We start from the raw sequence: 25,804 nt of genomic DNA on the forward strand, positions 1-25,804 counted from the left end.
GTTCAAGGCCTCGTATTGTGATTATTAAGGGCACAGAAGGGGGCGCCAGCGGTATCGCAGCCGGCCTGGCTGTGATCGTCGGCACCGTTTTCCCGCAGCCAGCCATCGACGTGCTCTGCAAGCTCGGCAATCGGCTCGGCAGCGTTGACGGTCAGGGTGAAGGCTTCGCCGGTGGGCGATTCGAGTGTGGCGAACTGGCTGTCCACCAGGCTGGGCGGCATGAAGTGGCCCGGCCGGTGAGACACCCGGTAAGCCGCTTCCTCGCGGGTCAGTTCAAGGAACACGAAGCCCAGCTCCGGAACCGCCGCGCGCAGCGTATCGCGATAACGGCGCTTGAGCGCCGAGCAGGTCAGCACGGGGCGTTCGCCCTTGGCGACCCAGGCCGCCAGCTCTTCGCCGAGCCGTTCGAGCCAACCGGCGCGGTCGGCGTCATCCAGGGGAATGCCAGCGCTCATTTTTTCAATGTTGGCGGCGGGATGAAACGCGTCGCCTTCGATCAGCCGGCCGCCGCTGCGCTCGACGATAGCCGCGCCCACGCTACTCTTGCCGCAGCCGGACACGCCCATCACCACCAGCGCGCTGAGGGGAGAAACCATCTTTACCTCCAGCGGGGTAGCGCTGTCTCGGAAGAGGTCGACAACCGTTCCGCTGACGCCACACCCAGTTTTGTTGTTGGTATTGTCAAAGCGGTATGACAGCTTCGACCGCGGCAGGGGCACGATTGTGCGTTGCTCCCCGCCTGAGACAGCGCTACCTTAGCCAAATTCCTACAATTCGCAAGCGTAAATTCCTACACTGCGCCTCCTGACGTCGTTGCTACCCGGAACCCGCACCATGGCCCGCCCCGGCACCCGTACTACCGGTCGTCCTACGCTTACTGAAGTCGCTCGCTTATCTGGCGTCTCTCCCATCACTGCATCCCGGGCCCTGCGCGGGGTGAGCACTGTGGCGCCAGAGCTCGCCGAGCGGGTACGGCACGCGGCCGCCAGCCTGGGGTACATCGCCAACCCGGCTGCCCGCGCGCTGGCCTCGGCGCGAAGCCATTCGGTGGTGGTGCTGATCCCTTCGTTGTCCAATCACTTGTTCATCGACACCCTGGAAGCTATCCACGAGGTGCTGCGGCCCCGCGGCATGGAAGTCCTCATTGGTAACTATCATTACGACGAGCGCGAGGAAGAAAACCTCATTCGCAATTACCTCGCCTACCAGCCCGCAGGGATGCTGCTCACCGGTGTACAGCGCAGCGAGGCAAGCCAGCGGATGCTCGCTGCGGCAAATGTGCCGTGTGTGCACATGATGGAACTGAGCGGCGATGACAGCCTGGCCTGCGTGGGTTTTTCCCAGGAGCAGGCCGGCGCCGTGGCTGCGCGCCATTTGCTTGGCCGCGGGCGAACCCGCCTGGCATATGTGGCGGCGCAGCTGGACCCGCGGGTGATGCGCAGGGCCAATGGCTTCCGTAGCGCACTGACCGCTGCAGGGCTGCATGATGCGGCATTGGAATTGATGTCGCCGATGCCCTCATCGATCGAACTGGGGGGTGCGCTGTTCCGTCAGTTGCTCGAGCATCACCCGGAGGTGGACGGAGCCTTCTTCTGTAACGATGACCTGGCCCAGGGCGCCATCTACGAGGCCCAGCGGCTGGGCGTGAAAATTCCCGGGCAAGTGGCAATGGTGGGCTTCAACGACCTGCCAACCTCTGCGCACATGGTGCCGCGGCTGACCTCCATTCGTACGCCCCGGGCCGAGATCGGCCGCCAGGCTGCCAGGCTGCTGCTGGCCAGGCTGGACGGCCAGCCCCTGCAAACAGGCCCCCAGGACCTCGGTTTTGAGTTGATCGTCAGAGAAAGCTGATGACCGGTCACCGGAACCTCGGTGATTTCAGTGAACTCCGCTCCAGATCATTGCGTCCTCAATAGTGTAGGGCGATGTGTGCTTGCCGTGGGCAGCGTGCATCAACAGTCCACTTCCTTTGAGGAGCGACATGATGACCATACCAAACCAGTCACCGACGCCGAAGGGCGCGGACAGTACTCAAGACCACCTGCATAACCTGAGCGAGGAAGCCAGTTCTGCGGTGGGCGACCTGAAAGAGCAGGGTACCCAGAAGTACGAACAGTACCGTGACCTGGCCGCCGATCAGATCGAAGGGCTGGTGGAAGGCGCACAGTCTGCCGCCTCCGCGATGGAGGGGCATGACACGCTGGGGCTGTCGCAGGGGCTGGCGGATGTCGCGACCAGCCTGGGTGAGTTTGCCGAGCGCATGCGCAACAAGAGTGCCGAAGAGCTGCTGCAGGAAGGCGCCCGGGTAGCCCGGGAGAATCCGGTGCTGTTCCTGGCGGGCACCGTGGCCGTTGGCTTTGCGCTGTCACGTTTCCTGCGGGCATCGGCGCCAGCGAATACCGCTTCGGACAGCGACGATGGGCTGGGTGCATTGGCACCGACCCCAGCCGAAGCCTATGGCGCCTCGGACCCGTACGAAACATCGCAACCGGTGCAGAGCGCCGTTCCGCCGGCCCGCAGCACCGCCATCGACCCCCTGCCTGCAGCAGACCCGCTCGGAGAGGCCGCCACGTACCCAACCCTGGACAAGCCCGTGGACCCGCTCAATAAAGGAGGCCTGGTATGAACGTAGACACTCGCACGACGAACCAAACGGCCCAGCCCACGCAAATGCGCCGTGACGGTACCGTACATACCCCGGAAGGGGACGCCAGCGTAATCGGCTTGCTACGCCAGCTGACCCATGAAGTGCCAGCGCTGTTCACCAAGGAACTGGCACTGGCCAAGGCCGAGATGGAAAACAGCCTCGGCACCCTGAAGGCGGGCATTGCCGCCGTGGCAGGCGGGGCGATCGTGCTGCTCGCCGGCTTTATCGTACTGTTAATGGCGGCGGTGTACGGGCTTAGCACTGTGCTTGAGCCTTGGGCCGCAGCGCTGATCGTGGGCGGTATCGTAGTGGTGATCGGCTTTGTGATGATCCAGGCCGGCAAAAAGCAGTTCGAGCCTTCTCACTTCAAGCCCGACCGCACGCTCAATGCCTTGGACAAGGACCAGCAAACCCTGCGGAGTAAACTGCCATGACTTCTTCGATTACCGCGCAGTCGCACAAAAGCCCGGAAACGCTTGAGCATGAGATTGACCAGCAGCGGGCCAATATCAGCAGCATCGTCGACGCCCTTGAAAGCAAGCTGACCCCGGGCCAGTTGTTCGATCAGGCTTTGGCTTACACCAAGGGCAACGGTGGGGAGTTCTTCCAGAACCTGGGCACCACGGTGAAAAACAACCCTATCCCCACGGTGCTGGCAAGCCTGAGCCTGGCATGGTTGGCGATGAACCAGAACCGCCCGATTGCCCCCGCGCGGGTGCACACCGGCCCAAGCCTGATGGACCGCGCCAGCGCCGCCGCAAGCAAGGTAGGGCAGGCAGTGGACAGCGCCAAGGAACAGCTCCGCGGAGCGGCCGACACGGTGACGTCGCGTGCCTCGTCCGTGGCCGACAGCGTGACCGCGCGGACCTCCGCGGTGAAGGACAAGGCGGGCAACTGGCGTGACGGGGCGAGTGACCGCCTGGCCGACGGCAGCGAACGGCTCGGCCGTAATGCCCACGACCTCACTGCTCAGGCTCGTGAAACTGGCGCACAAGCGAAAGGGCAGTTCGAACATATGCTCCGCGAGCAGCCGCTGGTCCTGGCCGCTATCGGCCTGGCCCTCGGGGCTGCTGTGGGTGCGGCGCTGCCTTCGACGCGCCACGAAGATCGCCTGCTGGGCAAAACCAGCGACCGCTTGACCGACCAGGCCAAGGCCAAGGTTCGGGAGGTGAAAGAAACCGTCACCGCCCAAGCCAGTGCCGTGGTTGACGAAGCCCGGGGGCACGACTCGGCCGGCAGTACGGGGAACCCGCCGTACAAGCCCGGTGATACCGACTTGTCGCGCGGCCTGGGTACCCATCACTGAAAACGTTGCACTTTGGTTTCTAACGCCCGGTAGCCGAATTGGCACCGGGTTTTTTTTGGCCTCTGGTAATTATCGTCAAAATTCCGACGCGAGAGGGCTGCGTTCGGCGCATCGACCTTGCTTTCCGCCAATTTATATACCAGTCTGCCTGCGTGCGTTCCCGAGGCTGGGGCAAGGATGCGCATAAAAATGACAGCAAATGGCCGGTAGTGGCGGAATGAAATCGAACTGCTACGGTCTGAGACTCGGTTTTCATACTTGGTAACGCCTTAATGCGCCTGACACTCGATCCTCGCAATGACATCGACGCGGCTCTCCTGAAGTATCGGCGGGTTTTCTGGTCACTGGCGATCTTCAGCGGCGTGATCAACCTGCTGGTACTCGTCCCGTCCCTTTACATGATGCAGGTGTACGACCGGGTACTCACCAGCCGTAACGAAACCACGCTGCTGATGCTCACGATGATTGCGATCGGCCTGTTTCTGCTCAGCGGGGTGATCGAATGGCTGCGGGGGCAGGTGATGATCCGCATGAGTGCCGGCATCGATGCCAACCTCGCACAGCGCCTGTTCGACGCGGCTTTTACCCGCAGCCTGCGCAAAACCGACAGCAACCCGGCGCAGGTGTTCGGTGACCTTACCCAGGTGCGGCAGTTCATCACTGGCCAAGGCCTGCTGGCCATGCTCGATGCGCCATGGCTACCGGTATTCATGGTAATCGCGTTCCTGTTCCACCCCTGGTTCGGCGTACTTTCCCTGGTAGTGGCTCTTACCCTGGTGGTGCTTGCCTTGTGGGGCGAACTGGCAACAAGGCCCAGCCTCGCTCAGGCCAATGCTTTGTCAATGAAGGCCAACCTTTATGTAAACAGCAGCTTGCACAACGCCGAGGTGATCCAGGCCATGGGCATGTTGCCAGCCTTGCGCAAGCGTTGGAGCTGGCTGCAACAAGGAATGATTGCCTCGCAGGCCGTTGCCAGCGATCGCGGGGCGCGGATCAGCGCCATGACCCGTTTCGTACGGATCGCGGCGCAGTCCCTCTCGCTCGGGTTAGGGGCGTTGCTGGTACTGGAAGGGCAGATCTCCGGCGGCATGATGATCGCCATGTCCCTGTTGTTAGGGCGGGCGCTGGCACCGGTAGAAGTGGCCATTGGCTCCTGGAAACAATTCGTCGGCGCGCGCCAGAGCTATCGCAGGCTCAGTGACCTGCTGGCCGAGGAGCCCGTTGCCGTGCCCCCCATGGCGCTGCCCGCACCTACTGGCGCGCTGAAGGTAGAGCAGTTGCAAGTGGCCGCGCCGAACTCACAAGAGCCTATTATTCGAGGGCTTGATTTCGAGTTGGCCAAAGGAGAAATCCTGGCTGTTATCGGCCCGAGCGCATCGGGCAAATCGAGCCTGGCGCGGGCCCTCGTGGGTATCTGGCCACCGCTTGCAGGAGCCGTGCGCCTCGATGGCGCGCCGTTGGATCAATGGGCACCCGAGGAACTGGGCCCGCACCTGGGCTATCTGCCGCAGGACATCGAACTGTTCGATGGCAGCGTGGCCGAGAACATCGCCCGCTTTGGCGAACTGGACTCCGAGCCGATCATCCAGGCCGCGCGGCATGCCGGGATTCACGACATGATCCTGCGGTTCCCGCAGGGCTACGACACGGTGCTGGGCCCAGGTGGGCAGGGGCTGTCAGGCGGGCAGAAACAACGCATCGGGCTGGCGCGGGCCGTGTTCAAGCAACCGGCGCTGATCGTGCTCGATGAGCCCAATTCCAACCTTGATGAGGCTGGCGAGAAGGCGCTGGTGCATGCACTGCGCGCCCTGAAAAACGCCGGCAGCACCATCATCATGATCACCCACCGGCCCAGCGTGCTGGGCGTGGTCGACAAAATTCTGGTGCTTAACGAAGGGCGCCAGCAGCTGTTCGGCACCCGTGACCAGGTGCTCAAGGCGGTACTGCCGCCGGCCAGCGCACCCACACCGGTAAGAGAGGCACGTTCCGATGCGTGATGTCACTGCGCGGCGCCCCTTGGCGCCGGTTACTCCGATCAGCTCCGAAACCGCCAATGCCGATGCCGCCAGTACGGCGCGCAAGGGGCTGTGGTTTCTGCTGATCGCCTTGGGCGGGTTTTTCCTGTGGGCATTTCTGGCCCCCTTGGACCAGGGCATGGTGGGGCAGGGCAAGGTGGTAGTGGCCGGGGAGCGCAAGACGGTCCAGCCACTGGTGGGCGGTGTCGTCGAGAAAATCCTCGTCAACGAAGGCGACCTTGTAAGCCCGGGGCAGCTGCTGGTGCAGCTCAATACGGTCCAGGCGCGGTCCCAGCTTGAGGTCACCCTGGGCAAACTGCTTAACGCGCGGGCCACGGAAGCGCGCCTCACGGCTGAGCGGCTGCGCCAGGACACTATCGACTGGCCCCAGGACTTGCTGGAACATGCGGCCGACCCTCGGGCCAAGGCCGCCATGGCCCTGCAACAAAACCTGTTCCTTACCCGCAAGGCTGAGTTGGCCAGCCGCCAAGGGATCGTGGACCACGAGGTGACGTCCCTGGGCCAGCAGTTGCGGGCTTATCGTCAGGTGAAGGGCAACTACGATGCCCAGATGAGTTTCCAGCAGGAAGAGCTCAACGGGCTGCGCGACTTGGCCAAGGAAGGCTACGTGCCGCGGGCCAAGCTGTTCGAGGCCGAGCGCAACACCGCACAGCTGTCGGGCCAGATCGCCTCGGCCATCGGTGACATCGGCAAGACCGAACAGTCCATCAACGAGAGCAAGCTCAAGGCCATGCAACAGGAGCAGGAATTCCGCCGCGATGCGGAAAGTCAGCTCAGTGATGTGTCGGCTGAGGCCTCTGGCTACGCCGATCAGATCCGCGCCTTGCAGTTTGAAGTGGACAACGGCTCGCTGCGCGCGCCGGTGGCCGGTGAGGTGATGAACCTGACCGTGCACACCATCGGCGGTGTGGCCACGGCCGGGCAAGCATTGATGGAAGTGGTGCCGGTGGGCACGCCGCTGGCGATCACTGCGCGTTTCCCGCCAATGCTGGCCAACAAATTGCGGCCCGGGTTGCCGGTGCAGGTGCATTTCACGGCGTTGCAGCGCGTAGACACACCTACGGTAACGGGCACGGTCATGACCGTTTCCGCCGACCAATTGATCGACGAACAGACCCACCAGCCGTACTTCTCGGCGAAAGTGGAAATACCCGCCGACACGTTGCCAAAGCTACAAGCCAAAGGCTTGCCGGTTAAGCCGGGGATGATGGCGGACGTGACGGTAATCACTGGCGAGCGCACCTTGGTCAATTATCTGATGAAACCCTTGCGTGAGCGTTTGCTCGCAGCCTTCAAGGAAGAATGAATGAGGAACCGCTGGCTTCCGTTTACCCTTTTGTGCCTGGCCATGCAGGCCCATGCTCAAAGCCCTGAAACCGACCATTTGACCTTGATGCAGCTGTACGACGCCTCGCGGCTGAACGATCCCGTGATGCGTTCGGCGGACTTCTCGCACCGCGCGGCGCAAAACGAAGAAGCCATTGGCCTGGGTGGCCTGTTACCGCAATTGTCGCTGAGCTCACGCTACGGCAAGGGTGGCCGTACCGATGGTGGGACCGATGAAAGCTACGTAGACAGCGATGACTACCAATCCAACAGTATGTCGCTGATCGCCCAGCAGCCTATCTACGACAAGGGTCGTTGGGCGGCCTATCAGCAAGGCAAGGCCCGCGGCGAACTGGGTGAGGTGCAATACGATGTGGCTACCCAGGCGCTGTTCGATCGCGTAGCCAAAGCCTACTTTGCTGTGGCGAGGGTGGAAAACGAGCTCAAGTTGATCGCGCAACAAAAGGCGGCCATCGCCGGGCTGGTGAAGCAAAGCCAGCGGCTGCTCGACAAGGGCCAGGGCGCAATCACCGACGTGGACGAAGCGCAGGCGCGCTATGACCTCGTGGAAGCTCAGGAAGCCGAGAACCAGGCGCAGCGGATAGCCGCCTTGCGTACGCTATCGGGCCGCGGCAGCCTGCCGCTGCTGGAAATCACGCCTATGCGCGAGTTGCCGCCCGACAGCAACCCGCTGAGCGATACCCAGGACCTTGGATACTGGACAACCCTGGCCCGAGAGGCGAGCCCGGAGCTGGCGGCGCGAATGGCGCAAGTGAAAGTGGCCGAAACCCAAGCCGACTCGGAGAAGGCCGGGCACTACCCTACGCTGTCGCTGACCACGCAGTTGACCCGCCGGGACAACACGCAGTATCAGGACCTCTCGCCTCGCCAGGACAGTTACTACGTAGGCCTCGCGCTGGACATCCCGCTGTATCGCGGCGGTGCCACCAGCGCTTCGGTGCGGCGGGCAACCGAAGCATTGGCCGGGGCCCAGGCGGACGCTGACGCCCAACGGCAGCAGCTGAGCGAAGACGTGGAAACCGCGTACGCCGGGGTAGTCGCCGGGTTCGCCAAGTGCCGCGCCACCCAGCGCGCGGTGGAGTCCAACCAGCGGGCGCTGGTGTCCACCGAAAAGGGTTTCCAGGGCGGTGTGCGTTCTACCGTGGACATTCTTGACGCCCAGCAACGGTTGTTCGAGGCCCGTCGAGATCTGCTGAACGCCAAGCTGGACATGCTGCAGAGCTACGTCACGCTGCACGTCCATACCGGCCAGATGGACCGCGCCGTGCTGAGCCACGTGGAGGCCATGTTCTGATCAGGTCACCGCTTCCAGAAATACCGGCCAGTCGACGTTTCGGCCGCATAGCACCACCGCCAGCCGTTTGCCCTTCAGGCTGCGGGCGATCTTGAGGGCGCCCGCCAGGGACACGCCGGCGGCGCCTTCGATGATCCAGTGTTCATCCACCGCCACGGCGCGCATGGCCCAGCGGATTTCTTCTTCTGTCACCAGTACGCTGCGGTCCAGCAGCCGGCGGCAGAGATCGAAGGTAACGGCGCCGGGGTAGATGCCGCCGATATTGCTGCTGCAGATGCTGACCTCTTCCGGCACCGATACGATTTTTCCGGCCTCCAGAGACCGGTACATGGGGGCCGATTGCTCAGGCCAGCAACCGATGATCTGGGCGCCAGGGTTAAGCCGTGACAGGGCCGTACCCAGCCCGGAAACAAGGCCACCTCCACCTACCGAGGCGAACACCGCGTCGAGTTCCGGTAGCTGCTCGTTCAGCTCTACCCCGACGGTGCCTTGGCCCGCGATCACCGCAAGGTCATTGTAGGGTGATACGTAAGTCTTGCCCTGTTGCCGCGCCTGTTGCTCCGCCTCCAGCTCGGCGTCCAGAGATGTTCCGGGCACTGTTATCACGGTAGCGCCCAGCGCCCGCATGGCTTCCACCTTGTAAGGGGAAGTTTTGTTCGGCGTGTAAATCGTGACGTTCACGTCTGCCACCCGCCCTGCCAATGCCACGCCCCCGCCATGGTTGCCCGACGTCGCGGCAATCACCCCCTGGGCACGCTCCGCTGGCGAAAGCAGCCTGAGCTTGTTGAACGCGCCGCGGTACTTGAACGAGCCGGTATGCTGCTGATGCTCGCATTTGAGATACACCTCACAACCGGTGGCGGCGGATAAGCGCTCGCTGAATGTCAGCGGGGTAACGGCCACTGCCGGGCGCATGGCGGAATGTGCGCTGATGATGTCTCGGTACAGCTTGTCGAGCAGTGCGTCCGTGCTTTCGGTCGTCTCGGTCATTCTCGCTCCAGGGGAATAAACGCTCTTGGAAATAGTCAGCCTGCGCTGCGCCGGCCGCAACGCAGGGCCTTGGTAGAGGAGAGTGTAGTGGCCCTTCCGGGGTTCAGCCGCAAAGGGAGTGAACCCTGCGAGTGGGGGGCGCCTCGAATGAGCGTGAACCCTGAAGGAGAGCAGGAATGAACGATCCACGGCAGCAGCAACATCCCGGCCAGACGCCCGCCGATTACGACGAGTACGGCGATGAGCCCCAGCGGGACGAACCGGGCCATGAGGACACTGGAGACTCATCGCCTCCCAAGCCCGACGAAGCGCTGACAGACCCGGCTTGAGCCAGCGGGTTTCAGCCAGCTAGAAGGCGAACGACTCGCGGCGATCGGGTACCGGCAGCCGGATTTCGGCATTGCGCAGTGGGCTGCGGGGTGCCGCATCGGCTTGGGCTGGCGCCTCGGCCTCAACGGGTGGGACCGGGGTCGGCGCGCGGCGGCTGGCCTTGCGGGCGGAGTGCTTGGGTGGTGCCAGGGGCTTGACCGCCGCCAGGGCGCTCGCGCTATCGCCCATGGGCGTTGTGCGCCACGAAGTGCTCAGGCTCCTCGCCTGCGCGACCAGGTCGGCCACGCCGCCCGAGCGGATAATCCCTCCAGCCCCACTGGCCAGTACGTCTACCCCGCAGGCGCTATGGCTGGCGATTGTGCGGTTCTCGTCTATGGCGATGGTTTGCACGAAATTGGGATCGGCCACGGTGACTGTGAAGCGCTGCTGGGCCAGCGGCGCGCTCAGGATGGTCAGCGTAGCGGTGCGGCACGCGGAATAGAAATACAGGCTGCCCGTACGCTGCAGGTCCAGGTGGCGGGTTTCGATGGCGTCGGCTGGCACCGGGTCGAAGACGATATCGAATGCCAGCTGGCGGCCCGCACCTTCGACAATGCCGGACATGGGAACCCGCTCGGGGCGAGCGCTGGGCAACAACGCCTGGGTGTCGATGGTGAATGCAAGGCCGGTAAAGGCTGGGATGGTAGCGGGCAGGGTGAGAGGCGCTGTCAGGTTGTCGCTCGAGCTGTCGCGCTCGGCAGGGTGCAAGGCCAACGAGCTTACCAGGTTGCTGTTGCCGATCTTGGTGAGCTGCAACGCAATGCCTGCGGCACCAGGTACCTCTCGTATACCGAAATCGGTGCCATCGCCCACGGCTTCCGAAGGCACGGAGGTCACTTGTGCGCGCTCGCCCGCGCTGGCCTGTACAAGGAGCAGGCTACGTGCAAGGGTAAATTTGGTCAGCCCGGCATAGTCGCCCTGCGGAGCGCTCCCGCCGTCCGAAAACGCAGTGTATTGCAGGGGCGGCCCCTGCACGCATCCGCTCAGCAATGGATAGCCCATGACGAGCGCCAGCACAGACCTGGTTCTCATGATCGTTCACCTCTAATGCAATCCGATTGCGCCGCGACGCCTCCATGGCGCCGTTCGACTGTAGGAAACATATCCTCGCCGGTCGTCGCTGTCTAGTGACAAACACTGGAACTGGAAACGATTTCTACTGTCGTGTCCGAAAGTGACCGGCGAGTCCATTTTGCCATCATTGAGAATTTTGATAGTCCTGTCGGACAACCTTCTTAAGCCATTGGCCCTGATAGCGGGATCGAAAGCAAATAGCAGTGAAAAAATCCGCCAGCGGGTGCTGGTGCTGGCATAGCTTGTACGATAACGTAGCACTATCTGCCGCCGACCTGATGCGGCAGCCCGCATAATGATAAGAAGTGGGAGTGCCAAGCATGCATGCCAGCAAGAAAACGCATGTGCGTTATCTGATTCTGTTCCTGTTGTTCGTAGTGACCACGATCAACTACGCCGACCGGGCGACCATCTCGATTGCCGGTTCGAATATCCAGAAAGACCTCGGTATCGACCCGCTCACGCTGGGCTTCATCTTCTCCGCTTTCGGTTGGGCCTATGTGGCCGGGCAAATCCCGGGCGGCTGGCTGCTCGACCGTTTCGGCTCCAAGAAAGTGTATGCCGCCAGCATCTTTACCTGGTCCGTGTTCACTATTCTGCAGGGCTTCGTAGGCTTCATGCCCGTCGCTACCGCGGTCATGGCCTTGTTCACGTTGCGCTTTCTGGTGGGGTTTGCCGAGGCGCCATCATTCCCGGGCAATGCGCGCATCGTCGCCGCCTGGTTCCCCACCGCGGAACGCGGCACGGCGTCGGCCATCTTCAACTCCGCACAGTACTTCGCCACGGTATTGTTCGCGCCGCTGATGGGCTGGATCGTACATGCCTGGGGCTGGGAACACGTGTTTATCGTAATGGGTGGCCTGGGCGTGGTATTCGCCGGCATCTGGATGAAATTCCTGCACAACCCCGGCCAGCACCCGATGATCGGTGAGCAAGAGTATCGCCATATCGCGGACAACGGCGGGTTGGTCGACATGGATCAGGCCGGCCAGAAGCGCGCCGGGCCGCAGTGGGGCTATGTGCGCCAACTGTTGTCCAGCCGCATGATGCTAGGTATTTATCTGGGCCAGTACTGCATCAACGGCATTACCTATTTCTTCCTTACCTGGTTCCCGGTGTACCTGGTGCAGGAGCGGGGAATGACTATCCTGAAGGCAGGTTTCGTGGCCTCGCTGCCGGCCATCTGCGGCTTTATCGGTGGTGTGCTGGGCGGAGTGATCTCGGACTGGCTGCTGCGTCGAGGCCACTCGCTTACCTTCGCCCGCAAGCTCCCAATCGTATGCGGCTTGCTGCTCTCGACCACTATGGTGCTATGCAACTACGTAGAGCTCGATGCGCTGGTGGTCGGCTTCATGGCGCTGGCCTTCTTCGGCAAGGGCGTGGGCGCGCTGGGTTGGGCGGTAATGTCCGACACCTCGCCCCGGCAGATCGCCGGTATCAGCGGCGGCTTGTTCAATATGTTCGGTAATGTGGCCTCGATCACTACGCCCATCGTGATCGGCTACCTGATTTCCACCACCGGCTCGTTCAAGTGGGCACTGGTGTATGTCGGCGCCAACGCATTGGTGGCCGTATTCAGTTACCTGGTGATCGTAGGGCCTATCCGCCGCGTGCAGTTGCGCGACGCTGAAGGCCGACCATTGCTCGAATCACAACCCGTACAAGCCTGATGACATTACAAGGGGCCAACCCCATGCAGTTGATCGAACATTCCGATTCCCCGCGCTACGTGCGCTTGCACGAAGCCGACAACGTGGTAGTCGTGGTCAATGACCAGGGCGTTGCCGAGGGCAGCGTATTCCCGGACGGCCTGGTGACCGTCGAGGGCGTGCCGCAAAGCCATAAGGTGGCGCTGGTCGATATACCCGAAGGCGGCGAAGTACGCCGCTACGGGCAGATCATCGGCTACGCCCTGGAGCCGCTGCGCCGTGGCAGTTGGGTGAAGGAAACCCAACTGGCCATGCCGTCGGCGCCGCCACTGGACAGCCTGCCCATGTCCGATGCCGTGCCGGCCCCGTTGCCACCTCTGGATGGTTATACCTTCGAGGGTTATCGCAACGCGGACGGCACTGTCGGCACCCGTAACATCCTTGGCATCACCACCACCGTGCAGTGCGTGACGGGCGTGCTCGACCACGCCGTGAAGCGCATCCGCGAAGAACTGCTGCCGCGCTACCCCAACGTAGACGACGTGGTAGCGCTCACCCACAGCTATGGCTGCGGCGTGGCAATCAACGCCCGCGATGCTTACATTCCGATCCGTACGGTGCGCAACCTGGCGCGCAACCCCAACCTGGGCGGCGAAGCCTTGGTGATCAGCCTGGGCTGCGAGAAATTGCAGGCCGGGCAGGTGATGCATGAAAACGACCCGTCGGTAGACCTGAGCGAGCCCTGGCTGTATCGGTTGCAGGACGCCAGCCATGGCTTTGGCGAAATGATCGAGCAGATCATGGCGCTGGCCGAAACCCGCTTGCAGAAGCTCGACCTGCGACGCCGCGAAACGGTACCGGCCTCCGAGTTGATCCTAGGCATGCAGTGTGGTGGCAGCGATGCGTTTTCGGGCATTACCGCCAACCCTGCGCTGGGCTACGCCTCTGACCTGCTGATACGTGCGGGCGCCACCGTGATGTTCTCGGAAGTGACCGAGGTACGGGACGCGATCTACATGCTGACCTCGCGCGCCGAGACCCAGGACGTGGCGCAAGCACTGGTGCGTGAAATGGATTGGTACGACAACTACCTCGACCGCGGCGCGGCAGACCGCAGCGCCAACACTACGCCTGGCAACAAGAAGGGCGGGCTGTCGAACATTGTCGAAAAATCCCTGGGCTCTATCGTCAAATCCGGCAGCTCTGCCATCAATGGCGTGGTAGGGCCAGGCGAGCGCGTAACCGGCAAAGGCTTGATCTACTGTGCCACGCCGGCCAGTGACTTCGTGTGCGGCACCTTGCAATTGGCCGCGGGCATGAACCTGCATGTTTTCACCACTGGCCGCGGCACCCCCTACGGGCTGGCGATGGCACCGGTGGTGAAGGTGTCTACCCGCACCGAGCTGGCTCAGCGCTGGCCGGACCTGATCGACGTGGATGCAGGCCGTGTTGCCACTGGGCGCGCTACCATCGAGGAGCTGGGCTGGGAGCTGTTCCACTACTATCTGGATGTGGCCAGCGGGCGCAAGCAAACCTGGGCCGAGCGGCACAAGCTGCATAACGACATCGTGCTGTTCAACCCCGCGCCTATCACCTGATACGGCGCGAGCACGGTCGCTCGCGGGAACCTTCCCCGCGAGTGGCCGTCGCCTTGCTTTTGCCTTGGCGCATCGGCAAGGTACGGGTTTCGCCGTCGGGATCCACGTACCGCCATGACCGCCAGTTCTACCTTCGCCACCGCCTCGGTGGGCCGTGCACAGCGTATCTCAACGCGCGTCGCCTTCTTTATCGCCGGTTTCGTCATGGCCGCCTGGGCCCCCATGGTGCCGCTGGCCAAGGCCCGTGCCGGGCTGGATGACGGCACCCTCGGGCTGCTGTTGCTTGGCCTGGGAGGCGGATCGATTCTGGCCATGCCTTTTGCCGGTTACCTCACTGCACATCGCGGTTGCCGTTGGACCATCGTGCTGGCGGCGCTGCTGCTGTGCGCGCTGTTGCCGTTGCTGGCCATCGCGCCCTCCGCCCCTACGCTCGCCATTGCCCTGGTGCTGTTCGGTGCCACCATGGGAACCCTCGATTGCGCCATGAACATCCAGGCCGTGCTCGTGGAGAAGGCCAGTGATGAAGCCGTGATGTCCGGCTTTCACGGGATGTACAGCGTAGGTGGGATCGCCGGCGCGGCGGGCATGACGGCCTTGCTCAGCACCGGCCTGGGGCCTTTCCCGGCCACGCTGGTTGTGGTCGCGGTGGTGCTGGTGGGGCTGTGGTATGCGGCGGCCTCGCTACTGCCCGAGGGTACCGAGCGCGATGGCCCACTGTTCGCTGTGCCCCGCGGGATTGTGCTGTTTCTCGGCGCGCTGTGCTTCATCGTGTTTCTCACCGAAGGCGCGGTATTGGACTGGAGCGCGGTGTTCCTCGTGTCTGCGCGGCAAATGGAGCCGTCCCTTGCCGGCCTTGGGTATGCCGCCTTCGCCGCCACCATGACCATCGGCCGGCTGACCGGCGATGCCTGGGTCAACCGGCTCGGGGGCATGCGCGTGGTATTGCTGGGCGGTGCTTGCGCCGCCGCAGGGCTGGCGGTGGCGTTGCTGTTGCCCGGCTGGCCCGCAGCGCTGGCAGGTTTCGCGCTCGTGGGGGCAGGCTGCTCGAATATCGTGCCGGTGCTGTTTTCCGCTGTAGGTCGCCAGCGCCGTATGCCGCAAAGTGCGGCCATCCCGGCGATGGTCTCGCTGGGGTACGCTGGCATTCTGCTGGGCCCGGCGGCCATCGGCTTCATTGCTCACTGGGCTAACCTGTCCTGGGCGCTGGCCAGCCTGATCCTGTTGTTACTGTTCGTAAGCGCCAGCGCGCGCTACCTCAAGGCGTAACCCATCACACCTGCGGAGGATGACCCATGCACCTGGAAGGTTCCTGCCACTGCGGCGCCGTTCACTTCAGCCTCGACAGCCCGCACCCGTATCCCTATCAGCGCTGCTATTGCTCGATCTGCCGCAAGACGCAGGGTGGGGGCGGCTATGCGATCAACCTGGGTGGCGATGCCCGCAGCATGAAGGTGACTGGCGAGGATTCAATCAATGTGTATCACGCCCGCATGGCCGATGGCTCCCGGAGCACGGCAGAGCGGCATTTCTGCAAGCACTGCGGGTCCGGCTTGTGGTTGTTCAGCCCTGAGTGGCCTGAGCTGATCCACCCGTTTGCCAGCGCGATCGACACCGACCTGCCAATTCCACCGGAGCATACGCATTTGCTTCTGAACTCAAAGGCCAGTTGGGTAGAAGTGCAAGGCGGGCTCGAAGACAAGCGTTTCGAGGAGTACCCGGAGGAATCCATCGCGGACTGGCACCAGCGCCTCAAGCTTGAGCAGTGATCAGCCCAGGCTGCGCCATTGACGGGGGCTTACGCCATGCCAACGGCGGAAGGCGCGGGAAAATGCACTGGTTTCCGAGTACCCGAGCAGCCCCGCAAGCTGCGTGACAGAGGTAATGCCTTCACGCAGGTAACGCTGCGCCAACCGCTGGCGAACCTGTTCCACCACCTGCGTGAAGCAACAGCCGTGTTCGCGCAGGCGGCGCTGCAAGGCCGTGGGGCCCAGATTCACCGCCATTGCTACAGCCTCAAGGTTGGGCTCGCCGCTTCCAAGCTGGTCAACGATCACAGCTTCCACGCGGGCGGGCAGGTCATCTTCAGCGGGATCGCCGCTGAGCTGGCGGATTGCGTCTTTCACCAACATCAGAAGAATAGGATCGCTACCGGGCATTGCTCGCCCGGCGATGTCGGCTTTCGGAATCAACAGCCCGTTGCAAGGTTGATCGAAGCGCACCTGCGCACCAAATACCTGCCGATGCTGTTCGCCGCTGTCGAGCCGGCTGTGTTCGAACAGCACCTCGCGTGGGTGCCACTGATCGCCCAGCACATGGCGCACCAGATTCATGGCCATGCCCATGGTCAACTCGGCATCGTGGCGCCGTTCGCGAATGGAGGCATGGCGGATCTGGTAGTCGAAGCGATAACACTCACCGGCATCCACCAGCTGAATCAGGGTGTTGTGCTGGTGAAACGGGAACGCTTCGGCGAAGTTCACCAGGGCAGCCTCCAGGGTGGGTGAGCACAGCCCGACGTAGCCCAGCAGGCCCAATGCCTGAGGCTTGAACTGTTCACCGTAGCGCAGGCCAAAGTGCTCACATCCGGTTTGCCGCGCCGCTTCTTCCAACACCTGGCAGTAGTTGGGCAAGGCCAGGCTGAGGGTTGGGTGCGCGAGCTGCTCGGGATTGATGCCGGCGTGGCCAAACACTCGATCCAGGTCGCCGCCGTGATCGGTAATGAACGCATCAAGGCCACTGGCAGCGGCCGACAGCACGCCGTGGTGGTGCCGTGGGCCGGAGGAAGAGGGGGCAAGATAGGCGTGAGTACGCGTCACGGTCGGTTACCTGCAAGGGGTCTATCGTTTGAGCAAGCAAAAGCCATTCCCGGCTGAGCCGCAGTTACGTGCCTGTATTGGCGCCAGCCTGGTGCGGCCGACTGTTCAAGCGCCCGATGGCGGGGCGTCAGGAGGGATTTGACCGCAGGCGCTTCGTGTTCGACCTCTGCGGTCAAGTTTTGCCGGCAGCAGGTGGCTAAGCTCGGGAAAAGCCATTTGCGGCCAACACTGGAAGGTGACTGATGAGCGCGAACACACTCAAACCCACCCTGGGCACCTTGCACCTCTGGGGCATTGCCGTGGGGCTGGTGATTTCCGGCGAATACTTTGGCTGGAGCTACGGCTGGGGTACCGCGGGCACGCTGGGCTTTCTGGTGACCACGCTGCTGGTAGCCGTGATGTACACCTGCTTTATCTTCAGTTTCACCGAGCTCACCACCGCCATTCCCAACGCGGGTGGGCCGTTTGCCTACAGCCTTCGGGCGTTTGGTGTTACGGGCGGTACCATCGCGGGGCTGGCCACGCTGATCGAGTTTGTGTTCGCGCCTCCGGCCATTGCCATGGCCATCGGGGCCTACCTCAACGTTCAGTTCCCCGGGCTGGAACCCAAATGGGCTGCCGTTGGCGCCTACGTGGTGTTCATGACCCTCAATATCCTGGGGGTGAGCATCGCGGCCACCTTTGAACTGGTGGTGACGGTGCTGGCCGTCGCCGAACTGCTCGTATTCATGGGCGTGGTGGCGCCGGGCTTCAGCTTCGCCAACTTTGCCCTCGGCGGGTGGGCGGGCGAAAACACCTTCAGCACCGGCGCGCTTGCGGGCATTTTCGCCGCCATTCCCTTCGCGATCTGGTTCTTCCTCGCCATCGAAGGCGCGGCAATGGCGGCCGAGGAAGCCAAAGACCCCAAGCGCACCATTCCCAAGGCCTATATCGCAGGCATCCTGACCCTGGTGGTGCTGGCGATTGGCGTGATGGTATTTGCCGGCGGTGTAGGCGACTGGCGCGCCCTTAGCAACATCAACGACCCGCTGCCCCAGGCCATGAAAGCGGTGGTGGGCAACGACAGCAACTGGATGCACATGCTGGTGTGGATCGGCCTGTTCGGCCTGGTGGCCAGCTTCCACGGGATCATCCTGGGCTACTCCCGGCAATTCTTTGCGCTGGCCCGCGCCGGCTTCCTGCCCCCGTCGCTGGCCCGGCTGTCCCGCTTCCAGACGCCGCATCGCGCCATCCTTGCAGGCGGCGTGGTGGGGATCGCTGCAATCTTCAGTGATGGCCTGATCAACCTGCAGGGCATGAGCCTTACCGCGGCCATGATCACCATGTCGGTATTCGGGGCTATCGTGATGTACATCGTCAGCATGCTCAGCCTGTTCAAGCTGCGGCGCAGCGAGCCAGGCCTTGAGCGCAGCTTCCGCGCGCCAGGCTACCCGATCGTGCCCGGCATTGCGTTGGTGCTGGCGGTGGTATGCCTGATCGCCATGATCTGGTTCAACTTTCAGGTGGGCCTGGTGTTCCTCGCGCTGATGGTGCTGGGGGCGATCTTCTGCAAGCTGGTGCGCGATCGCACCCCGAACCTGACCGTCGCGGTCACCGAGGGCTGACACATGGGGCAGTACAGCCAGACCATCGGTAGCCTGAGCTGGCACTTCGAAGACCTGCGCACGTTGCTGGCCAAGGCTAGCCCGGCACGCTCCGGCGATGCCCTTGCTGGCATCGCGGCGGCCAGTGACGCGGAGCGCGCCGCGGCGCAGATGGCGCTGGCGGACGTGCCGCTGACGCGCTTTCTCGAAGAGGCGGTGATCCCGTACGAAACCGACGAGGTCACCCGGCTGATCATCGACGCCCACGATGTAGAAGCTTTTCTGCCGGTTCGCCACCTTACGGTAGGTGGCTTCCGGGACTGGCTGCTGAGCGAGGCGGCCAGCGGCCCGGTATTGTCTGCGCTGGCGCCTGGCCTTACACCGGAAATGGCGGCGGCGGTGTCCAAGCTGATGCGGGTGCAGGACCTTATCCTCGTGGCGCGCAAGCTGCGGGTTGTCACAGCCTTCCGCGGCACCCTGGGGTTGCCCGGGCGCATGTCTACCCGGCTGCAGCCCAATCACCCCACGGACGACCCCGCCGGTATTGCCGCCAGCCTGCTCGACGGGCTGCTGTACGGCAACGGCGATGCGATGTTCGGGATCAACCCGGCCAGCGATAGCCTGCCAGCGATCATCGAGCTGTTGAAGATGCTCGATGGTGTGATCCAGCGGTACGAAATTCCTACCCAAGCCTGTGTGCTCACCCATGTCACGTCCTCGATCGCCGCCATCGAGCGCGGTGCGCCGCTGGACCTGGTGTTCCAGTCCATCGCGGGGACCGAGGCCGCCAATGCCAGCTTCGGTGTTAGCTTGAATGTGCTTCAGGAAGGGTACGAAGCCGGGCTGAGCCTGAAGCGCGGCACCTTGGGGCAGAACCTGATGTATTTCGAAACCGGGCAGGGCAGCGCGCTGTCGGCCAACGCCCATCACGGCGTGGATCAGCAAACCTGCGAGGCACGGGCCTATGCGGTGGCGCGGCGGTTCAACCCGTTTCTGGTCAACACCGTAGTAGGGTTCATCGGCCCCGAGTACCTTTACAGTGGCAAGCAAATCATCCGCGCCGGCCTTGAGGACCACTTCTGCGGCAAGTTGCTGGGCGTACCCATGGGCTGCGACATCTGCTACACCAACCATGCCGAAGCCGACCAGGACGACATGGACACCCTGCTGACCCTGCTGGGCACCGCCGGGGTGAACTTCATCATGGGCATCCCCGGCTCGGACGACGTGATGCTCAACTACCAGACCACCTCGTTCCACGATGCGTTGTACGTGCGCCAGGTGCTGGGGCTGCGGCCCGCGCCGGAGTTCGAGGCCTGGCTGGCCCGCACCGGCATTCTTCAGCAGCAGGGCGGGCACGTGCGGCTGGGCGCCGACCTGCCTGCAGCGTTCGCCGGTGCGCTGGCCCACATTCGATAAGCGCTGTTGGATAAGGAAGTGGCATGAGTGACGAACCCCGTACCCCCGCCCAGGCCGACCCGTGGCAGGCCCTGCGTTCGCTGACCCCGGCAAGGATTGCCCTGGGGCGGGCCGGTACCAGCCTGCCCACGGCGGCACAGCTGGATTTTCAGTTCGCCCACGCACAGGCCCGGGATGCCGTGCATGTACCGCTGGACGTGGCTGCGCTCACAGCCGACCTGGCGGGCGAAGGGCTACAGGTGCTCACGGCCCATAGCGCGGCCAGTGACCGGCTCGTTTACTTGCAGCGCCCCGACCTCGGCCGCCAGCTGGATGCAAGCAGTGCGGCCAGCCTGGATACCCTGGCGGCCACGAGCGGGCAGGGTTTCGATCTGGCCGTGGTAATCGCCGATGGCCTGTCCTCGCTGGCCGTGCAGCGGCATGCTGCGCCGATGGTGGGCCGCATCGCCGCACTGGCAAAGGAAGAGGGCTGGCGCCTGGCACCGCTTGTAGTGGTAGAGCAGGGCCGTGTGGCGGTCGCTGATGAAGTGGCGCAACGGCTGGGCGCACGGATGGTGGTCAACCTGATAGGCGAGCGCCCTGGCCTGAGCTCGCCTGACAGCCTGGGGTTGTACTTCACCTTTGCCCCGCGGGTGGGGCTTACCGATGCGGCCCGCAACTGCATTTCGAATGTGCGGCCCCAAGGGCTGAGCTATGCGACCGCCGCCCACAAGCTGGCCTATTTGATGCGCGAAGCCTGCAAACGCCAGCTTTCGGGTGTGAGTCTCAAGGATGAAGCCGAGGTGCCGGTGATTGGCACCGACACGGGCCAGGGGCCGGGCAATTTTTTGCTGGCGCCGGGACGGCCGGACGGGCCATAGGAACCTGTGGAAGCAGCCAGTTTCAGCCTCGATACCGCGCCTCGATCACTTGCCACAACCGGGCATCGGTGAAGTCGTCGATTACAAGGTCCGCGCCAGCGGCGAGCAGGGCAGCTTCGCTTTGGCTGGTTGCCAGGCCCACCGTAAACAGGCCGGCGGCCTTGGCGGCGGTCAGGCCTGGGATCGAGTCTTCGAACGCCAGCGCTTGCTCGCTGCTGGCGCCGAGGCGCTCCAGCCCGGTGAGGTAGGGCAGCGGATCAGGTTTGGCGCGAGGCAGCTCTTCAGCGACCACCACACTGGCAAACGCCTGCTGCAAGCCAAGCGCGGCCAGCATGTGGTCGGCGTTGGCCCGTGGCGCGTTAGTCACCACGACGCGTCCCACTGCGTGTTCCTGGGCCCAGGCGAGCAGGTCCATCAGTCCGGCGATCGGCTCCAGCGTCTGGGAAAGTGCACGGAAACGGGCTTCCTTGCGGTCGGCGAACCCGCGGTGGGCTTCGATGCTGCGCTCCGGGAACAACAGCGCGCACAGTTCCGGGTTCGCACGGCCGCTGCACAGCACTTCGAACTCTTGCTCCGTGAAAGGGCGGGCATCTTCTTCCCAAAGCAGCTGCTGAATGGCTACCAGGTGAAGCTTGTCTGTGTCGGTCAGGGTTCCATCGAGATCGAACAGCAGGGCAGTGAGCATGTGCGCATCCAGGGCGAGAAAACCGCGAGGGTAGCAGGCTCTGCCCGGCAGGCTCAAACCGGCCAGGCGCTCGCCGCCCGGTGGCACCGGTCGGCGGGTGGCGGTTGAAGCCGAACGCGGCTGTATGTATAACCAGCGCCACGGCGACCTGGACACTGTGGCGTGACTCCCCTCGACAATCCCCTGTATTACCTACACAACTTCGAGCAGGCACTTGCCTGGCTGCGGCTGCGTTACGCAGACGTGTTCGATAGCGAAGAGCGGCACTTCGTGGATACCTTTCAAGGGTTGCCCCAGGCCGCGCGCTGCCTGCTGGTGCGGCTGATCATGCGCAAGGGCGAGCGGTTTCGCCGGGGCAAGCTGGTGTACGGCGAAATCGGCGATCCGCTAGCGGCAGCACAGCCATTGCTGGCTTTGGGTTGGCTGGCGGCAGAGGTACCCCTGGAGCTTGCGGACCTGTTTGCCTTGTTCGGCAAACCGGAATTGCGCCAGTGCTTCGCCGCGCATTCGCTGCCTTCGGCCGGGCGCAAGGACGAGTGGTTCGACGCGCTGACCCCGCTTCACGACCGAAAGGGGCCATTGCGTGAGTGGTGGCCCGCTTGTGAGGAAGAAGTGTGGGCTTTGGCCATCCGGCCACTGTGCGAGCGCTTGCGCATGCTGTTCTTCGGCAACTTGCGCCAGGATTGGTCCCAATTCGTATTGGTGGAGCTGGGCATCCAGCGCTTCGAACAGGTGGACTTTCCTTTGAGCTCCCGGGCCATCCGTCACCGTGACGATCTGCAGATCGCGCTGGGTTTGGCAGAGTGTGCCCAGGCGCTGGAGGAGGGCGTGGATACCCACGCGTTGCTGCAGGCCATGCAAGCGCTTGGCTCGGACAACCCCTGGCTGGCGAGCCGCCGGCAGAAGCTGCTGTTCCGCCTGGGCCAGCGCTGCGAGCGTGCCGCCGAATGGGGCCTGGCGGCGAGCCTGTACGAGCAGTGCGCCTGGCCAGGCGCCCGGCTGCGCAGGATGCGGGTACTGGAGCGCACCGGGCAATTCGTTGAGGCGCTGGCCCTTGCGAACCTTGCCAGCCAGGCGCCGGAAAGCCCCGCCGAAGTCCAAGGCTTGGAACGGCTACTGCCGCGGTTGCGCCGCGCGCTGGGTGAAGCGGTAAAAGTGCGACGGAGCGCGGCCACTGTCGAGCGGCTGGACCTGTGCCTGCCCCGCCATGCCAGCGTGGAGCGGGCGGTGTGCGAGGCCTTGTGGGGCGACGATGCGCCGGTGGCCTACGTGGAAAATACGCTGTTCAATGGCTTGTTTGGTTTGCTGTGCTGGCCGGCGTTGTTTGCGCCGGTGCCTGGAGCATTTTTCCACCCCTTCCAGGCCGGCCCGCTGGACCTCCACCAGCCCGACTTCGCCCAGCGCCGCGCAGCCTTGTTCGAGCGCTGCCTGGCGGAGCTGGACACCGGCGAGTACCGGATTACGGTGCTTGAGCGCTTCAAGGCCAAGTACGGCCTGGCCAACCCTTTCGTCCACTGGGGTGCCATGGACGAAGCATTGCTCGAAATGGCCCTGGCGTGTATTCCAGCCGCTCATTTGCGCGCGTGTTTCGAGCGCCTGCTGCAAGACCCGAAAGCCAATCGTACAGGCATGCCAGACCTGATCCAGTTTTACCCGGCCACCGCCAGCTACCGCATGGTCGAAGTCAAAGGGCCCGGCGATCGCCTGCAAGATAACCAGCTGCGCTGGATAGCCTTCTGCCACACCCATGGCCTGCCCGTGAGCGTGTGCCATGTGCGCTGGGAAGCCCATGCCCAAAGCCCTGAGCCGGCATGAGCCAGGCCGTCGCGGTGCGCGCCCTGTGCGAGTTCACCGCCCGCGAGGGCGACCTGGACCTGCGCTTTACCCCATCCCCCAGCGCGCTCGAAGGCATCGTCGGGCATCAGCGGGTCGGTGAGCGGCGCGGCCCTGAATACCGCAGCGAGGTGCCACTGGCCGGTAGTCATCAGGGCCTTCGAGTGCGTGGCCGGGCCGACGGGTTCGACCCTGTGCGTCAGTGCCTGGAAGAGATCAAGACCCACCGGGGCGATTTGTCCCGCCAGCCCGCCAACCACCGGGCGCTGCACTGGGCTCAGGCCAAGGTGTACGCCGCGTTGATGTGCGCCAGCGAAGGCCTGGCTTCGCTGAAGGTGGCCCTGGTGTACTGGCATGTGGACCTGGAGCGCGAAACGCGGTTTGAAGTGGAACTGACCGCAGAAGCGCTACAGGCGTTTTTCCAGCAGCAATGCGACGCCTACCTGGCTTGGGCCGCGAGGGAAGAAGCGCACGGCACTGCCCGCGACGCTGCGCTGGAACACCTCACATTTCCCTATGCCGCGATGCGGCCCGGCCAGCGTCATCTGGCGGAGACCGTTTACAAGGCTGCCAGCACAGGTCGCTGTGTACTGGCCCAGGCGCCAACGGGTATCGGCAAAACCCTGGGCACCTTGTTTCCGCTGCTCAAGGCAATGCCACGGCAAGGGCTGCAGCGGATCTTCTTCCTTACTGCCAAAACCCCAGGGCGCAAGCTGGCCCTCGATGCCCTTCGCCAGCTGTATCCGGCCCGTGGCGACGCCCAGCCGGTTCGCGTGCTGGAACTGATCGCGCGGGAAAAAGCCTGCGAATATCCCGGCACCGCCTGCCATGGCGATGCCTGCCCGCTGGCGAAAGGGTTTTACGACCGTTTGCCTGGCGCGCGCGTCGCCGCGGCCGAGCGTGGCCTGCTCGACCGCGAAGCCCTGCGAGAGGTGGCGTTGGCCCATCAGGTGTGCCCGTATTACCTCAGCCAGGAAATGGCCCGCTGGGTGGACGTGGTTGTCGGTGACTACAACTACTATTTCGACCTTAGCGGCTGGCTGTTCGCCTTGGCTCAGGCTCAGGAATGGAAGTACGCGGTGCTGGTGGATGAGGCACATAACCTCGTGGATCGCGCGCGTAGCATGTACAGCGCCAGCCTGGACCAGCGGGTGCTGGCCACATTGAAGGCAACTCCTCTGGCAGGTACCAGCGGTGCCTTGCGCACCTTGAGCCAACACTGGGCCGCGCTCACCAAGGGGCATGGCGAGGGGTACCACAGCGTGCCAGGCGTGCCCGGGCAATGGCTGCTGGCACTGCAGCGCTGCATGAGCCTGATCGGCGAACGGCTGAACCTGGAGCCTACCGCAGTGCCGCCCGCCTGGCTGGACTTCTACTTTCAGGCACTGCAGTTCTCTCGCATCGCCGAGCTGTTCAGCGATGCTTATGTGTGCGACCTGGAGGTGTACCCGGCCGCGAAGCAGCTGCGCGCCCGGCTCAACCTGCGCAACGTGGTGCCCGCCCCCTTGTTGGTCCCCCGTTTTACCAGTGCACGTAGCTGCGTGTTGTTCTCGGCCACCCTTAACCCCGCGCACTATTTCGCCGACCTCTTGGGCCTGCCCAACGGCTGGGCGTGGCTGGAGGTTGCGTCTCCTTTCAACGCCGGCCAGCTACAGGTGCGGTTGGCGGCCGAGGTGTCCACGCGGTACGCCGACCGTCACCAGTCACTGGCCAACGTTGCGAAGATCATCGCCGAGCAATACCAGGCCCGGCCGGGCAACTACCTGGCCTTCTTCAGCAGCTTCGATTACCTCAATCAGGTGGTTGAACGGCTGGGGCGGGACTATCCTTCAGTACCGCTGCGCTGTCAGCACCGGGGCATGGACGAACAGCAACGCCAGGCGTTTATCGAAGGCTTCGAGGCCGACGGCCGTGGCGTGGGGTTCGCAGTGCTGGGCGGGGCATTCGGCGAGGGCATCGACCTGCCCGGCGCACGCCTGATCGGCGCCTTCGTGGCCACCCTCGGGCTGGCGCAGGTGAACCCGGTGAACGAGAGCTTCAAGCGGCGCATGCAAGCGCGGTTCGGTAACGGGCACGATTACGTCTACCTCTATCCCGGGCTGCATAAGGTAGTGCAAGCCGCTGGCAGGGTAATACGCAGCGAAGCGGATCAGGGCACCATCGTGCTCATTGACGACCGCTATGCGCAGCCCAGGGTGCAGCGTTTGCTACCGGCTTGGTGGCCGGCGGCACAGCCTATCCAAGGCTAGCCTTGCGGGGGATCATTCCCGTCGCGTGGCGGTCGAATCGTCAGTAAAC

At 63.7% G+C, this 25,804-nt stretch carries 22 protein-coding genes; 17 read left to right on the forward strand and 5 right to left on the reverse strand.

The window, feature by feature from the left end; translation table 11 throughout:
* Window positions 1-2: 2 nt before the first annotated feature.
* On the reverse strand, window positions 3-596 hold the full coding sequence (locus AC3Z8Y_RS10895; protein WP_490089692.1) for a gluconokinase: 594 nt from the start codon (window positions 594-596) through the stop codon (window positions 3-5).
* Between the two features lie 238 nt (window positions 597-834).
* Between AC3Z8Y_RS10895 and gntR the strand changes: the two genes are divergently transcribed.
* The 7 genes from gntR to AC3Z8Y_RS10930 all read left to right on the forward strand — a co-directional run bounded on the left by gntR (window position 835) and on the right by AC3Z8Y_RS10930 (window position 8,630).
* Entirely contained in the window at window positions 835-1,851 is a 1,017-nt protein-coding gene (gene gntR, locus AC3Z8Y_RS10900) for an HTH-type transcriptional regulator GntR (RefSeq protein WP_490089693.1), read from the forward strand.
* Between the two features lie 133 nt (window positions 1,852-1,984).
* The gene (locus AC3Z8Y_RS10905) at window positions 1,985-2,626 is read left to right on the forward strand and encodes a hypothetical protein (protein WP_490089694.1); all 642 of its coding nucleotides are present in this window, start codon (window positions 1,985-1,987) and stop codon (window positions 2,624-2,626) included.
* A gap of 44 nt (window positions 2,627-2,670) precedes the next feature.
* On the forward strand, window positions 2,671-3,081 hold the full coding sequence (locus AC3Z8Y_RS10910) for a phage holin family protein (RefSeq protein WP_490089978.1): 411 nt from the start codon (window positions 2,671-2,673) through the stop codon (window positions 3,079-3,081).
* Entirely contained in the window at window positions 3,078-3,953 is an 876-nt protein-coding gene (locus AC3Z8Y_RS10915; RefSeq protein WP_490089695.1) for a DUF3618 domain-containing protein, read from the forward strand. Before AC3Z8Y_RS10910 ends, AC3Z8Y_RS10915 begins: the two co-directional genes overlap by 4 nt.
* Before the next feature lie 272 nt (window positions 3,954-4,225).
* Window positions 4,226-5,950: a type I secretion system permease/ATPase gene (locus tag AC3Z8Y_RS10920; protein WP_490089696.1), complete on the forward strand. Its 1,725-nt coding sequence runs from the start codon at window positions 4,226-4,228 to the stop codon at window positions 5,948-5,950.
* Window positions 5,943-7,295 carry an HlyD family type I secretion periplasmic adaptor subunit gene (locus AC3Z8Y_RS10925; RefSeq protein ID WP_490089697.1) on the forward strand — a complete coding sequence of 451 codons (1,353 nt, stop codon included), beginning with the start codon at window positions 5,943-5,945 and terminating at the stop codon, window positions 7,293-7,295. Before AC3Z8Y_RS10920 ends, AC3Z8Y_RS10925 begins: the two co-directional genes overlap by 8 nt.
* A gap of 42 nt (window positions 7,296-7,337) precedes the next feature.
* Window positions 7,338-8,630: a TolC family outer membrane protein gene (locus tag AC3Z8Y_RS10930; RefSeq protein ID WP_490089979.1), complete on the forward strand. Its 1,293-nt coding sequence runs from the start codon at window positions 7,338-7,340 to the stop codon at window positions 8,628-8,630.
* Here AC3Z8Y_RS10930 and AC3Z8Y_RS10935 read toward each other — a convergent pair whose 3' ends face one another.
* Complete coding sequence (locus AC3Z8Y_RS10935; RefSeq protein ID WP_490089698.1) at window positions 8,631-9,620, reverse strand: threonine/serine dehydratase; 990 nt, start codon at window positions 9,618-9,620, stop codon at window positions 8,631-8,633.
* Between the two features lie 176 nt (window positions 9,621-9,796).
* Between AC3Z8Y_RS10935 and AC3Z8Y_RS10940 the strand changes: the two genes are divergently transcribed.
* Window positions 9,797-9,949, forward strand: coding sequence for a hypothetical protein (locus AC3Z8Y_RS10940; protein WP_490089699.1), 153 nt, complete (start codon window positions 9,797-9,799; stop codon window positions 9,947-9,949).
* 19 nt (window positions 9,950-9,968) lie between these two features.
* On the opposite strand, the gene AC3Z8Y_RS10945 is transcribed toward AC3Z8Y_RS10940, so the two are convergent.
* Window positions 9,969-11,021 (reverse strand): hypothetical protein, encoded by a 1,053-nt coding sequence (locus AC3Z8Y_RS10945; RefSeq protein ID WP_490089700.1) that lies wholly within the window; start codon window positions 11,019-11,021, stop codon window positions 9,969-9,971.
* 362 nt (window positions 11,022-11,383) lie between these two features.
* Between AC3Z8Y_RS10945 and AC3Z8Y_RS10950 the strand changes: the two genes are divergently transcribed.
* The 4 genes from AC3Z8Y_RS10950 to AC3Z8Y_RS10965 all read left to right on the forward strand — a co-directional run bounded on the left by AC3Z8Y_RS10950 (window position 11,384) and on the right by AC3Z8Y_RS10965 (window position 16,076).
* Complete coding sequence (locus AC3Z8Y_RS10950) at window positions 11,384-12,733, forward strand: MFS transporter (RefSeq protein WP_490089701.1); 1,350 nt, start codon at window positions 11,384-11,386, stop codon at window positions 12,731-12,733.
* 23 nt (window positions 12,734-12,756) lie between these two features.
* Window positions 12,757-14,310, forward strand: a complete 1,554-nt coding sequence (gene garD / locus AC3Z8Y_RS10955) for a galactarate dehydratase (RefSeq protein ID WP_181111962.1) — start codon at window positions 12,757-12,759, stop codon at window positions 14,308-14,310.
* Window positions 14,311-14,424: 114 nt separating this feature from the next.
* The gene (locus AC3Z8Y_RS10960) at window positions 14,425-15,576 is read left to right on the forward strand and encodes an MFS transporter (RefSeq protein WP_490089702.1); all 1,152 of its coding nucleotides are present in this window, start codon (window positions 14,425-14,427) and stop codon (window positions 15,574-15,576) included.
* Between the two features lie 26 nt (window positions 15,577-15,602).
* Window positions 15,603-16,076 carry a GFA family protein gene (locus AC3Z8Y_RS10965; protein ID WP_490089703.1) on the forward strand — a complete coding sequence of 158 codons (474 nt, stop codon included), beginning with the start codon at window positions 15,603-15,605 and terminating at the stop codon, window positions 16,074-16,076.
* Here AC3Z8Y_RS10965 and qhpR read toward each other — a convergent pair whose 3' ends face one another.
* A complete protein-coding gene (gene qhpR / locus AC3Z8Y_RS10970; RefSeq protein ID WP_490089704.1) occupies window positions 16,077-17,126 on the reverse strand; it encodes an AraC-like transcriptional regulator QhpR in 1,050 nt (349 codons plus the stop codon).
* 242 nt (window positions 17,127-17,368) lie between these two features.
* On the opposite strand from qhpR, the gene eat reads away from it, so the two are divergent.
* The 3 genes from eat to eutC are packed head-to-tail and all read left to right on the forward strand — an operon-like array spanning window position 17,369 to window position 20,988.
* The gene (gene eat / locus AC3Z8Y_RS10975) at window positions 17,369-18,730 is read left to right on the forward strand and encodes an ethanolamine permease (protein ID WP_490089705.1); all 1,362 of its coding nucleotides are present in this window, start codon (window positions 17,369-17,371) and stop codon (window positions 18,728-18,730) included.
* Between the two features lie 3 nt (window positions 18,731-18,733).
* Window positions 18,734-20,128 (forward strand): ethanolamine ammonia-lyase subunit EutB, encoded by a 1,395-nt coding sequence (locus tag AC3Z8Y_RS10980; protein WP_490089706.1) that lies wholly within the window; start codon window positions 18,734-18,736, stop codon window positions 20,126-20,128.
* Between the two features lie 23 nt (window positions 20,129-20,151).
* Window positions 20,152-20,988 (forward strand): ethanolamine ammonia-lyase subunit EutC, encoded by an 837-nt coding sequence (gene eutC, locus AC3Z8Y_RS10985; RefSeq protein ID WP_490089707.1) that lies wholly within the window; start codon window positions 20,152-20,154, stop codon window positions 20,986-20,988.
* 22 nt (window positions 20,989-21,010) lie between these two features.
* Here the strand turns inward: eutC and AC3Z8Y_RS10990 are convergent, their stop codons facing one another.
* Entirely contained in the window at window positions 21,011-21,673 is a 663-nt protein-coding gene (locus AC3Z8Y_RS10990; RefSeq protein WP_490089708.1) for an HAD family hydrolase, read from the reverse strand.
* Between the two features lie 162 nt (window positions 21,674-21,835).
* Here AC3Z8Y_RS10990 and AC3Z8Y_RS10995 point away from each other — a divergent pair, with 162 nt between their 5' ends.
* Window positions 21,836-23,488 (forward strand): VRR-NUC domain-containing protein, encoded by a 1,653-nt coding sequence (locus tag AC3Z8Y_RS10995; protein ID WP_490089709.1) that lies wholly within the window; start codon window positions 21,836-21,838, stop codon window positions 23,486-23,488.
* Window positions 23,485-25,755 carry an ATP-dependent DNA helicase gene (locus AC3Z8Y_RS11000; protein ID WP_490089710.1) on the forward strand — a complete coding sequence of 757 codons (2,271 nt, stop codon included), beginning with the start codon at window positions 23,485-23,487 and terminating at the stop codon, window positions 25,753-25,755. The genes AC3Z8Y_RS10995 and AC3Z8Y_RS11000 overlap by 4 nt, the downstream gene beginning before the upstream one ends.
* The last annotated feature ends 49 nt before the right edge of the window (window positions 25,756-25,804 follow it).

It is taken from the genome of Pseudomonas sp. 3MAES_34.3B, from assembly GCF_058145875.1.